Annotated in this window: 10 protein-coding genes; 4 read left to right on the top strand and 6 right to left on the bottom strand. The window is 66.8% G+C overall.

The annotated features are described in order from the left end of the window. Positions 1 to 70 precede the first annotated feature (70 nt). The 5 genes from ACEN2M_RS09610 to nusA all read right to left on the bottom strand — a co-directional run bounded on the left by ACEN2M_RS09610 (position 71) and on the right by nusA (position 5,661). Complete coding sequence (locus ACEN2M_RS09610) at positions 71 to 553, bottom strand: DUF805 domain-containing protein (RefSeq protein WP_441647895.1); 483 nt, start codon at positions 551 to 553, stop codon at positions 71 to 73. Positions 554 to 733: 180 nt separating this feature from the next. Continuing rightward, on the bottom strand, positions 734 to 1,264 hold the full coding sequence (gene rbfA, locus ACEN2M_RS09605; RefSeq protein ID WP_441647894.1) for a 30S ribosome-binding factor RbfA: 531 nt from the start codon (positions 1,262 to 1,264) through the stop codon (positions 734 to 736). 185 nt (positions 1,265 to 1,449) lie between these two features. Continuing rightward, the gene (gene infB, locus ACEN2M_RS09600) at positions 1,450 to 4,308 is read right to left on the bottom strand and encodes a translation initiation factor IF-2 (protein ID WP_441647893.1); all 2,859 of its coding nucleotides are present in this window, start codon (positions 4,306 to 4,308) and stop codon (positions 1,450 to 1,452) included. Positions 4,309 to 4,384: 76 nt separating this feature from the next. Further along, positions 4,385 to 4,642: a YlxR family protein gene (locus ACEN2M_RS09595; protein WP_441647892.1), complete on the bottom strand. Its 258-nt coding sequence runs from the start codon at positions 4,640 to 4,642 to the stop codon at positions 4,385 to 4,387. A gap of 8 nt (positions 4,643 to 4,650) precedes the next feature. Then, positions 4,651 to 5,661, bottom strand: coding sequence for a transcription termination factor NusA (nusA, locus tag ACEN2M_RS09590; RefSeq protein ID WP_441647891.1), 1,011 nt, complete (start codon positions 5,659 to 5,661; stop codon positions 4,651 to 4,653). Between the two features lie 163 nt (positions 5,662 to 5,824). Here nusA and ACEN2M_RS09585 point away from each other — a divergent pair, with 163 nt between their 5' ends. Next, positions 5,825 to 6,658, top strand: a complete 834-nt coding sequence (locus ACEN2M_RS09585) for a DUF1206 domain-containing protein (protein WP_441647890.1) — start codon at positions 5,825 to 5,827, stop codon at positions 6,656 to 6,658. A gap of 80 nt (positions 6,659 to 6,738) precedes the next feature. Here ACEN2M_RS09585 and ACEN2M_RS09580 read toward each other — a convergent pair whose 3' ends face one another. Beyond that, complete coding sequence (locus ACEN2M_RS09580; RefSeq protein WP_441647889.1) at positions 6,739 to 8,529, bottom strand: proline--tRNA ligase; 1,791 nt, start codon at positions 8,527 to 8,529, stop codon at positions 6,739 to 6,741. Between the two features lie 269 nt (positions 8,530 to 8,798). Here ACEN2M_RS09580 and ACEN2M_RS09575 point away from each other — a divergent pair, with 269 nt between their 5' ends. From ACEN2M_RS09575 to ACEN2M_RS09565, 3 genes are read left to right on the top strand one after another with little or no spacing between them, the layout of a single operon-like run. Next, on the top strand, positions 8,799 to 9,188 hold the full coding sequence (locus ACEN2M_RS09575; protein WP_441647888.1) for a hypothetical protein: 390 nt from the start codon (positions 8,799 to 8,801) through the stop codon (positions 9,186 to 9,188). Positions 9,189 to 9,190: 2 nt separating this feature from the next. Beyond that, positions 9,191 to 10,531 (top strand): glycosyltransferase family 2 protein, encoded by a 1,341-nt coding sequence (locus ACEN2M_RS09570; protein ID WP_441647887.1) that lies wholly within the window; start codon positions 9,191 to 9,193, stop codon positions 10,529 to 10,531. Positions 10,532 to 10,550: 19 nt separating this feature from the next. Next, complete coding sequence (locus ACEN2M_RS09565) at positions 10,551 to 12,347, top strand: polysaccharide deacetylase family protein (protein ID WP_441647886.1); 1,797 nt, start codon at positions 10,551 to 10,553, stop codon at positions 12,345 to 12,347. The last annotated feature ends 2 nt before the right edge of the window (positions 12,348 to 12,349 follow it).

Raw genomic sequence — 12,349 nt, 5'->3', positions numbered from 1 at the left:
CCCGTGGCACTGGCCACGGGGTCTTACTCAAGTGCTTTCTTCCTTCAGTGCTGGGCTCGTGTGCTCGAGTTCAGCTGTACTGGGGCGAACCCTGGTCGAACCGTGCGCCTTCGGGCTTGGACGGCAGCAGGGTGAGGATGAAGAGGATCAGTCCGCCGATGCCGGGGATCAGGGCGATGAGGATGAACCACGCCGAGAAGTTGCCGTCGTGCAGCCGCCGGGCCGTGAGCGCCAGCCCCGGAATGATCGTGGCCAGGGAGTACACGGTGATGATGAGCACCACCACGATTGCGCCACCGGCGGGCGGAGCCACCGTGCCGTCCACGGACACCTGCGGGGTGCCGCCGGCCACGAGCGCGAGGATGCCGAGCACCAGGAGCACGGCGTAGTTCACCAGCGCCCACCACCAGTACTCGCTGAGGCTGGCCCGGCCCGAGAAGGTGGCGTACTTGCCGAAGAAGCGCTTGACCGCCACGGCGATGGGTGCGCCGTAATACGGCTGGGACAGGGGAACGCCCGCGACAGGTGCGGCGGTTTGCTGGGGTACGACCATGACAACTCCTTCTGGATGGGACGATTGCGTCGATCCTAGAAGTAAATGAGTGCGGTCACCGGGGATTTCTCAAAAAAGGGCCTGGTGTTCCGTTATATGTCACACGCACGAAACCTCCGGCACCCGAAGGGCGCCGAAGGTTTCGAGATTGTGCGCCGGCCCGGGCTGGCCGGCAGAGGACTACAGGGCGTCGGGCTCCGTCGGAGCAACGTGCCGGCCGGTTGGCGCCGGAGCTGCCTCAGCCTCGTCCTCGTCGGAATCGTCGTCGTCATCTTCGTCATGCTCGGTGTACTCACGCGGCTTGACGTACGGGTCTTCGTCGCCGGCGTAGACGGCGGTGCGGGCCATCTCATCCACCTGGGTGTCGCGTTCGCGGGCCTCGCGGAGCAGGTCGTCGATGAGGGCGGCGTTCTCCGGGATGCCGTCGGCGATGAACTCGATCGACGGGGTCAGGCGGGCGGTGATGTTCTTGCCCACCTCGCTGCGCATCATGCCGGTGGCAGCCTTGAGCGCCGCGGCGCTGTCTTTGCGCTCGTCGTCGGAGCCGTAGACGGTGTAGAACACCGAGGCGTGCTGCAGGTCGCCGGTGACCTTGACGTCGGTGATGGTCACGAAGCCGAGCCTCGGGTCGCGGATGCCGCGTTCGAGCCGCTTGGCCACGATGACCTTGATGCGGTCCGCCATCTTCCTAGCGCGTGCCGGATCTACCATGTCGAACTCCTATAAGTTTCGGGATACTTCAAACGCTCTTTAGCCCTCCCCAACCATCGTATTGACGGAGGCGTTTCTCGGGGAGTGGGGTCGTAGCTTGATCCCCCCTCAGGGGAATCGGGGTAGGGGTCCCCGCTCTTCCCCTGAGGGGGGATCAAGCGGAGACCCCTTGCCACTAGAAGTTATTAGCTTCTCGGCTTTTCCTTCAATTCGATCGTCTCGATCTCATCGCCGATCTGGATGTCGTTGAACTTACCAAGACCGATACCGGCCTCGAAGTCCGTGCGAACCTCGGTGACGTCGTCCTTGAAGCGACGCAGCGACTCGATGGCCAGGTTGTCGCCCACGACGATGCCGTCGCGGATGACCCGTGCCTTGGCGTTTCGCGTGATCGTTCCCGACCGCACGATGACACCGGCGACGTTTCCGAACTTCGAGGAGCTGAAGACCTCGCGGATCTCGGCGATACCACTCTGCACTTCTTCGAACTCGGGCTTGAGCATTCCGGTGAGGGAAGACTCGATGTCCTCGAGCGCGTTGTAGATGACGGAGTAGAAACGCACGTCCACACCTTCACGAGCCGCACGTTCGCGCGCCTTCGTGTCGGGGCGAACGTTGAAGCCGATGATGATGGCGTTGTCGACGGTGGCGAGGTTGACGTCGCTCTCCGTGACCGCACCGACACCACGGTGGATGATGCGCAGCTGAACGGAGTCGTCGACCTCGATCTTGAGCAGCGACTCTTCCAGGGCCTCAACGGCACCGGAAACGTCACCCTTGATGATGAGGTTGAGCGATTCGACCTTGCCCTCTTCGAGTGCACGGGTGAAGTCCTCGAGGCTGATGCGCTTGCGGGCCTTGGCCAGCAGGGCGTTGCGCTCGGCGGCTTCACGCTTCTCAGCGATCTGACGTGCGGTGCGGTCTTCCTCGATAACGAGGAAGGTGTCACCGGCGCGGGGAACGCTCGAGAGGCCCTGCACCTGAACGGCACGAGACGGAGTGGCGGCGAGAACGGCGTTGCCGTTTTCGTCGGCCATCGCACGAACGCGGCCGTAAGCGGTACCGGCAACGATCGAGTCGCCGACGTGCAGCGTTCCGGACTGGATGAGCACCGTGGCGACTGCACCGCGGCCCTTGTCGAGCTTGGCCTCGATGGCCACACCGCGGGCATCCTTGTTCGGGTTGGCGCGCATGTCGAGTCCGGCGTCTGCGGTGAGCAGGACGGCGTCCAGGATCTCCTGGATACCGATCTTGTTCTTCGCCGACACGTCGACGAACATGACGTCTCCGCCGTACTCTTCGGCGACGAGACCGAATTCGGTGAGCTGCTGGCGCACCTTCTGCGGGTTGGCACCTGCCTTGTCGATCTTGTTCACTGCGACCACGATCGGCACGTTGGCGGCCTGGGCGTGGTTGAGCGCCTCAATCGTCTGCGGCATGATGCCGTCATCGGCGGCGACCACGAGGATCGCGATGTCGGTGACCTGCGCACCACGAGCACGCATGGCGGTGAACGCCTCGTGACCGGGGGTGTCAATGAAGGTGATGGCGCGTTCGATGCCCTCGTGCTCGGTGACGACCTGGTAGGCACCGATGTGCTGGGTGATGCCACCGGCTTCACCGGCAGCGACCTTGGCGTTACGGATGGCGTCGAGCAGCGCGGTCTTACCGTGGTCGACGTGACCCATGACGGTGACGACGGGAGGACGAACTTCGAGCTCTTCGTCGGTCTCGTCGGCCAGCTCCTGGTCGATGTCGATGTCGAAGGCGAGCAGCAGTTCGCGGTCTTCGTCGTCGGGCGAGACCATCTGGATCTTGTAACCCAGTTCGCTGCCCAGCACGTCGAACGTGGCCTCGTCGAGCGACTCGGTCGCCGTGGCCATCTCACCGAGGTGGAACAGCACGGTGACCAGGTTGCCCGGGCTCGCGTCGATCTTGTCGGCGAAGTCGGTGATCGAGGCTCCACGGCGCAGACGCACCACGGTACCGCCGTCGCCGCGGGGGACGCTGACGCCACCCAGCGACGGGGCCTCGCGCAGCTCGAACTCGGCCCTCTTCGTACGCTTGGACTTGCGAGCCTTGTTCTTGCCGCCTCCGCGACCGAACGCACCAGCGGTTCCACCGCCGGGGCCGCGGCCACGTCCACCGGCGCCGCCGCCACCGGCGGGGCGGGGCGGTCCGAAGCCGGGCGCGCCGGCAGGTGCACCGGGGCGCTGGAAACCGGGGCGTGCGCCACCGGCTCCACCCGGAGCGCCGCCGGGGCGCTGGAATCCACCCGGACGCTGGCCGAAGCCGGTCGGGCGGGGTGCCTGGCCGGGCCCACCCGGACGCGGAGCGCCGGGACGGGGTGCGGCAGGACGGGGGATGTTGCTGGGCGAGGCTGAGGACGGCGGGCGCTGGCCCATGCCCTGAGCGCTCGCGAACGGGTTGTTGCCCGGACGCGGGGTGGGGGTCTTGCCCATGCCCTGGTTGCTGGCGAACGGGTTGTTACCCGGTCGGGCTCCCGGACGCGGCACGGATCCGCCGGGCTTGGCGGCCGTGGCCGTCTCGCCGTCGGCCGTGGCGGCCGGAGCAGCGGGGGTCGGGGTCGCCTCGGCGCCCGCTGCTGCGGGAGCCTCGGCGGCGGCCTTCTCGGTCGCGGCAGCCTTCTCGGCTGCAGCGGCCTTCTCGGCAGCCTGAACCTGGCGCTCGGCGACGGTCAGCGGTGCTGCCGGCATCGGCGGGGCATCCACGGCGGGAGCCTCGGCTACCGGTGCGGGCATCGGGGCGGCGGGACGTGCCGGAGACGGACGTGCGCCACCGGGCTTGGCCGTGGTGGTCGACGCCGGCTTCGCGGCGGCGGGGGTTGCCGGGGTCGCGGCGGCGGCGCCGGTGGCGACTCCGTCGGCCTCGAGGGCGGCACGCAGACGGCGTGCAACGGGGGGTTCAACGCTAGAGGACGGTCCCTTGACGAACTCGCCCATCTCTTTCAATTTCGCAAGGGCTACCTTGCTATCGACACCGAGTTCAGTTGCGATCTCGTGTACGCGTGGTTTCGCAGCCACAATTCTCCTGTTCCGGGCCTGCACCCGGAAAGGGGCAGACCGTTAGTAACGGACGGTTCTCATTTCGAGCCGCTCATTAGTTATCCATTAGCCAAGTCAGCCTGTTCTCTAGTTGTTTTGCATCCAGGGGGCTGGTCACTCGAAGGGCACGCCCGAAAGCTCGCCGCCTCACGGCCGCCTGGAAGCACGCGATGGTGGGATGAATCCACGCACCTCGCCCAGGGAGCGTGGCGGTTTCATCCACCACAAGGTCCGAATTCTGGGCGACGATCCTCAGAAGTGAGGAGCGCGAGGCGCGGGAACGGCATCCAATGCACGTTCTAACGGGATCCATCGTACCCCCTATTCGTCATCCTCCAGAATGCTGTCCGGCTGGATGTCGATTTTTGCGCCGGTCAGTTTGGCGGCGAGGCGGGCGTTCTGGCCCTCCTTGCCGATCGCGAGCGACAGCTGGTAGTCGGGCACGAGGGCCCGCACTGCCTTGATCGACTCGTCGATGACGTAGGCGCTGGTGACCTTCGCGGGCGAGAGCGCGCTGGCCACGAAGGTGGCCAGGTCGGGCGAGTAGTCGACGATGTCGATCTTCTCGTTGTTGAGCTCGGCGGTCACCGCGCGAACGCGCTGGCCGAGCTCGCCGATGCAGGCACCCTTGGCGTTGACGCCGGGCTCGGTGGCGCGCACGGCGATCTTGGTGCGGTGGCCGGCCTCGCGGGCCAGTGACACGATCTCGACGACACCACTGGCGATCTCGGGGACCTCCAGCGCGAACAGCCGGCGCACGAGCGACGGGTGAGTGCGCGACACCGTGATCTGCGGGCCCTTCATGCCGCGGCCGACGGCCGTGACATACACCCGGATGCGCGAACCGTGCACGTAGCTTTCGCCGGGCACCTGCTCTTCGGGGGGAAGGATCGCTTCGATGGTGCCGAGGTCGACGTGGATCATGCGGGGGTTGGGGCCCTGCTGGATCACGCCGGCGACGATCTCGCCTTCGCGGCCCTTGAACTCGCCGAGCACCGCGTCATCCGCAATGTCGCGCAGACGCTGGTTGATGACCTGCTTGGCCGCGAATGCGGCGATGCGGCCGAAGTCGTCGGGGTTGTCAACGGCTTCGCCGATGATGTTGCCCTCGTCGTCGTGCTCAGGAATGTAAATGTCGACGTGACCGGACTTGCGGTCGAGTACGACGCGAGCTCCGGGTTCTTCTTCTGCTGCCTGCTTCAGTGGCTCACCCTGGTGGGTGTGCTTGAGGTAGGCCGTCAGAATTGCTTGCTCGATGATCTGCACGAGTTCCTCGAAGGGAATCTCTTTCTCGCGCTCCATCAGCCGCAACACGCTGAGGTCGATGTCCATGGCCGGCCTCCTCTATTCAGATCTTGCCGCCGCGAAACCGCGCAGCGGGCTTCTCCCTACGGTACCGGAATCCCAGCGGCCCCGTCACCCGCCCGTCCCCCGTCCGCGGGACTCGCCAGGCGCAGCCGGCGGCTGGGGTGCGCTGCGCGGGTACGATAACCCGATGAATACTCGATCCTCCGCAGAGTCCGGCGCCCGATCGGCCGGACGTGCCGCCCAGAGCGCCGGCAACAACCCGCACTTGAAGACCCTGGCCAAGGTCGGCTATGCAGTCAACGGGCTCTTGCACGGTCTGATCGGCGCCATCGCCATCGGCTTGGGCATCGGGGCCGGCGGCGAGAGCGCAGACCAGTCCGGGGCACTCGGCCAGCTCGCCCAGTCCCCCGGCGGCATTTTTGTGATCTGGACCATCGTCGTCGGCCTGGCCGCCCTGGGCCTCTGGCAGATTCTGCAGGCGTTCCTGGTGCCGGGCAGCGACCCCAAGAAGGTCTGGGCGCACCGGCTCAAGGAAATCGGCAAGGGTGTGGCGTACCTCTTCGTGGCCGGAACCGCCCTGACGGTGGCCCTGACGGGGTCTGCGGACTCGTCGGGCAGCACGTCGTCGGCCAGCGCATCCGTGCTCGCACTGCCCGCCGGGCCGGTGCTGCTCATGATCGCGGGGCTCGCTGTGCTCGCGATCGGGGTGTACTTCGTCTACAAGGGTGTCGCCCAGACGTTCACCGAGGACCTCGCCGTGCCCGCAGGCACCCTGGGCAAGGTGACGGTGGGACTCGGCGTCGCCGGGTACATCGCCAAGGGCATCGCCGTGGGCGTGGTGGGCATCCTGGTGGTCGTGGCGGGCTTCACCGTCGACCCGAGCCAGTCGACGGGCTTGGACGGTGCGTTGCGCTCGCTCGCCGCCCTGCCGTTCGGCGTGGTGATCCTGGTTCTGGTGGGTCTGGGCCTGATCGCCTACGGGGTCTACTGCTTCTTCCGAGCCCGCTTCGCGAAGCTCTAGCCACTCGGGCACGCGAAAGCGGTCATAGGGTTGCTTCAGCGTCGCTGAGGCAACCCTATGACCGCTTTCGCGATTGCGGGTCAGGCGAAGTGCGCGGCCAGCTCTGTGACAGCAACCTGGGTGCGCTCGCCCGACCGGCGGTCCCACAGCTCCACGATGCCGTCGGCCGCGCCGCGGCCCACGATCACGATGGTGGGGATGCCGATGAGCTCGGCGTCGCCGAACTTGACGCCGGGCGAAACCTTGCGGCGGTCGTCGTAGAGCACGTCGCGACCGGACGCCTCGACCATGGCGGTGACGGTCTCACTGGTCTCAAAGACGATCTCGTCGCGGCCGGTGGCGATCACGTGCACATCGAACGGGGCAACGGCCTCCGGCCAGATCAGGCCCTTGGCGTCGTTGTTCAGTTCGGCGATCACGGCAAGCGCCCGGGTGACGCCGATGCCGTATGAGCCCATGGTCACGGTGACGAGCTTGCCGTTCTCGTCGAGCACCTTGAGTCCCAGCGACTCCGCGTACTTGCGGCCGAGCTGGAAGACGTGCCCGATCTCCATTCCGCGAGCGAGCTCCACGGGTCCGGAACCGTCGGGGGCGGGGTCTCCCGCGCGCACCTCGGCCGCCTCGACGGTGCCGTCGGCGACGAAGTCACGACCGGCGACGAGACCGAACACGTGACGGCCGGGCTCGTTGGCGCCGGTGATCCACTCGGTGCCGTCGACCACGCGCGGGTCGACCAGAAAACGGATGCCGGTGGCGGATTCCTCGCCCAGCATCGCGCCGTCGGCGGACCACGGGCCGATGTAGCCCTTGACCAGGGCTGGCTTGCCGACGACTTTGGCGAGCTTGGCGAAGTCGCCGTCGTTGGCGGCTTCGACCTCGGCGGGGGCGAAGGCCACCTCCACGCGCTTGAGGTCGACCTCACGGTCGCCGGGCAGGCCGATCACCACGATCTCGCGGCTGCCGTCGGGCTGCACGAGAGCGAGCACCACGTTCTTGAGTGTGTCGGCAGCGGTCCACTCGCGCCCGTCCGGGCGCGGCTGACTGGCGTTGGCCGAGTCGACCAGGGTCTGGATGGTGGGGGTGTCCGGGGTGTCGTACACCGCGGCGGCCGGGAAACCGGCGAAGTCGATCGCCTCGGGCACCAGGGTGCGGAACGCCTCGACGTTTGCCGCGTATCCGCCCGCCGAACGCACGAAGGTGTCTTCGCCGACCGGGGTGGGGTGCAGGAATTCTTCGCTCTTCGAACCGCCCATGGCGCCGGCATCCGCCTGCACTACGACGTATTCGAGGCCGAGGCGGGTGAAGATGCGCTCGTAGGCGTCGCGCTGGGCCTGGTAGCTCGCGTCGAGGCCGGCGTCGGTGTGGTCGAAGGAGTAGGCGTCCTTCATGGTGAACTCGCGGCCGCGCAGCAGGCCGCCCCGGGAGCGGGCCTCGTCGCGGTACTTGTCCTGGATCTGGAAGATCGACAACGGCAGGTCTTTGTAGCTGTTGTACAGGTCCTTCACCATCAGGGTGAAGACCTCTTCGTGGGTGGGGGCCAGGAGCAGGTCGCTGCCCTTCCGGTCCTGCAAACGGAACAGGCCGTCGCCGTATTCGTCCCAGCGTCCGGTGATCTCGTACGGCTCGCGGGGCAGCAGGGCCGGGAAGTGCACCTCGAAAGCGCCGGCGGCAGCCATCTCCTCGCGGATGATGGTCTCGATCTTCGCCTTGACCTTCAGGCCCAGCGGCAGCCAGGCGAAAATGCCCGGAGCCTGGCGGCGGATGTAACCGGCCCGCACAAGCAGCCGGTGGCTGGTCACCTCGGCATCGGAGGGGTCTTCGCGAAGGGTCCGGAGAAAGTAGTTCGACATACGAATAGGCACGCACCTCATCCTAGCGAGCATGGATTTGGCCCCGGGACCCAGCGGCGTAGAGTACCACCCTCTCCGGAGTTATTGCCCGTGTCCCGAATGAGGGTATGCAAGACCGCAAAACCCTTCTACTTTCCCCTGGGTAGAACCGCCCCCGCGCGCAGCAGACCCGACAATCGAGCGGTGCGCATCCCGATCGCCCGGAGGACAACACCCATGCAGAGTTTTCCACGCCCAGTCTTCGGCCGCGCCACAGCGGCTTTCCCGCACGCAGCTGAAGGTCGTCTCCGGTGACCCGCCTCGAGGAGAACGTCACCGAGACCGTGCAGTCGACCTTCGGCCGGGACGGCGCGATGTTCGAGGGCCTGCTCGGCTTCGTGGCTCAGTTGAGCGTGGCCTTGTGGAGCCTGGTGATCCTCACGGCGGTCATCCGCTTCGTCGGCATCCGGGTCTATCGGCACGCCGCAATCCGCCGGGCTGTCGCGACGACCGAGCCCGCACCCGAACCCGTATCGGCACCCGCGCCCGAGCCCGCGCCCGCGCCCGCGCCGCACGCCGTCGTCACGCCCGCCGTGGCCGCATCCATGCAGATTCGGCTCGGCGGTCCTCGCCATCAGCGTGCCGAGCCGTGCTCTGCCGCGCCCCTGCCCGCGCTCGCCCCCGACTCCGTGGAAGCGTGAGTATGGACGTTCCCATTCTGATCTTCTGGTTGTTCGCCGCGGTCAGCATTCTCTACGTCGTGCATTTCGGCCTCTACCTGGTGGGCGCCAACTTCTACGACGTCTGGCAACAGCGGCGAAAGGCGATCTGGGGCATCCGGTTCCCAGCCGAGTACGAGGCGGAGTGCGCGGCGACGGCCACCTGGACCAGCCGGGCCCTCCCCGAGGTGCCGGGGCTGGTCACCATCGTCGTCGCCGCGCATAACGAGGAAGCGGCAATCGTCCGGACGCTCGATTCCATCCGGCACACCACCTACCGTTCCGTCGAGGTTCTGGTCGCGGACGACGCCTCCACGGATCTCACCGGCCGGTTGGTTCGGGACTACCAGGTGCGCCACCCCGAGCTGGACCTGCGAGTTGTGCGGATGCGCACGAACGTCGGCAAGGGCGTGGCGCTCAACTCGGCGCTCCGACGGCACGGGCGAGGTCAGTTCGTCATGACCCTCGACGCTGACTCGATCCTCGAACCGGATGCCATCACGAACGCGCTGTCCTACTTCGACGACCCGTACGTGGCCGGTGTCGCCGCCAACGTACAGATTCTCGCGGACACGACGGTGCTCGGCCTCCTGCAGCGGTTCGAGCACATGATCGGGTACCGCTCGAAGAAGCTCTATTCGCTGCTGAACTGCGAGTTCGTGGTGGGCGGGGTGGCCTCCACCTATCGAATGCGCGTGCTGCGCAAGGTGGACTTCTACGACACAGACACCCTGACCGAGGACATCGGCCTGAGCATGAAGATCACCAGCCTGGGCAACCGGCGCTTCCGCATGGTCTACGGCGCCGACGTGGTTGCGAAGACCGAGAGCGTGCTGACGCTCCCCGCCTTGGCGAAGCAGCGCTTCCGTTGGAAGTACGGCAGCCTCCAAAACCTCATCAAGCACCGCGCCATGATGCTCAACCCGAGCCGCCGGTACACCGGCACGCTGACCTACTACCGGATGCCGATGGCTATGCTCAGCGAGTTCACGCTGCTCGTGTCGCCTCTGGCCTGGACGTACGCGGTCTACTGGTCGCTGGCCACGCAGACGCCCGCCCTGATCCTCGGCGCGTACGCCACCATAACCGCATACACACTGCTGACCATCTGGCTGGATGACAACATGACAGTGCGCGAACGCGCCCGGCTTTCCGTCTACGCGCCGACCGCGTACATCCTGTTCTACATCATGGACTTGGTGCAGCTGACAGCAGCGCTTCGCTGCATCGTGGGCGCGCGCGGCCTCTTCCGACGGCCCGAAATCAACACCTGGACGTCGCCGCAGCGGGCCGGTCGCACTGTGGTGGTGGCCCGTGGCGCCTAGGCGCAGGCGAGGGCTGGGCGTGCTGCTCAATCCGCTCCTGCTCAGCCTGGTGGTTGTCGTCGCTGTCACCACCGGGTGGCTGTTGTACACCGGCGGCTCGAGCAGCATCGCCGAGGCGCGGCCAGGCGCGAACCTGCTCCCCGCGCTCGATGCGACTGCGGCAGGGGCCCCGGCGGCGATGTCGGGGCCGTCGGCGTCCGCCGGGTCCGTGGGCGGCTGGAACGTCAGTCACAGCGGCGACGCCCGGGCCTCGCTGGAGCTGGTGGACGGGGAGCTGGACGACAGCGCGCTGAAGGTCGACATCACCGGGTACGCCTCGGGCGATGTCACGCTGACGACCCCACGGGTGGACGTGGAGCCTGGCGAGACCTACCTGTTCAAGGCGTTCGCCACCACCGACGCGCAATTCACGCTGCTGGCCCGCCACCATCACGCCGACGGCAGCGTAACTCTGGAGCAGCTTCCGAGCCCTCTCGAACGGCCGGGTGATGCGGCGTTCACGGTGAGCGACGCGTTCGACAGCGGCGACACAACGACCGCGGTGGAGTACGTCTTCAGGCTCGCATCGACAGGCACCCTCCGCGTCGAGGGCGCATATCTCGAAGCGGCACACGACGTCAGTCTGCGGCCCATCAGGGCGGCGGGCCCCAACCTCGTGCCCAACGCCGAGCTCGCCGGTGCACAGCCTGATGCGCCGGACTCCTGGTCGCCGTACGTCTACGGGGCGTCAACGGTGGTGTCGGGGCGCGGCGAGGATGAGGACGGCCGCTTCCTCTGGACCCGCACAACGGCCTACGAGAGCGGCGAGGCGAAGTGGGAGTACGAGCCGGTCCCGGTCACCACCGACCAGTCCTTCGAGTTCGTCGCGACCTATCAGTCCGAGCGCAAGGTGGACGTGGTGGCGGAGTTTGTGCTCGCGGACGGTGGGCGCGAGTTCCACAATCTGGTGACGGCGCAGCCGGCGGGAGACTGGACGACGGTCAGGGAGACGTTCCAGGCTCCCGTTGGCGCGCAGACGGCCATGGTCACCCTGGTGTCGCACGGGGACGGCACCACCGCCATTCGCGACTATTCGCTGACCGACGTCACCAAACCGGGTCCCCTCCGCTGGGATCAGCCCATGGTCTCGATCACGTTCGACGACGGCTGGCAGTCGGTGTACGACCGCGCTGTGCCGCTGCTGGACGAGCACGACTTCCTGACCACCCAATACGTCAACGCCAGCTCCATCGAAACACCGAACTACATGAAGGCAACCGAAGTGCAGCGCATGCACGAAGACGGACATGAGTTCGCGGCCCACAGCTACGAACACGTCGATCTCACCTCCATCAGCGCCGACCGGGTGCGCGAGGAGATGCGCAAGAGCGAGGAGGCGCTGGCCGCTGCCGGCCTCGAAACCGACAACCTGGCACCCCCGTACGGGCGGTCCGACGCCCAGGTCGACTGGTACGCGAGCAAGTACTTCGACATCGTGCGCGGAACGGATCAGGGCATCAACACCCGGCAGAACCTCAATCCGCACGATCTGTCGGTCTTCTACGTGACCGACGAGACCACGCAGGAGACCCTGGCCAACGCACTCGCCGAGACATCCCGGGTGAATGGATGGCTCATTTTCGTCTACCACCAGATCGCGACACCCGAGTCGACCGGCACCCAGAAGAACGACATCGTGGCGGTCCAGAGCACCATCACCAGCGACGTCCTCGCCGCCCAGCTGCAGCTCATCGACGACAGCGGCATCGAAGTCCAACCGGTCGCTCGGGCGTTCGAACAGTTGCAAGGCCCGTCAATTCCCGAAGAGAACGGATGAAC

It is taken from the genome of Cryobacterium sp. W22_MBD10_FK3 (genome assembly GCF_052113745.1).
Taxonomy (GTDB): domain Bacteria; phylum Actinomycetota; class Actinomycetes; order Actinomycetales; family Microbacteriaceae; genus Cryobacterium.
The sequence above is the reverse complement of the archived record's forward strand: the minus strand, read 5'-3'. Positions and strand labels throughout refer to the sequence as shown.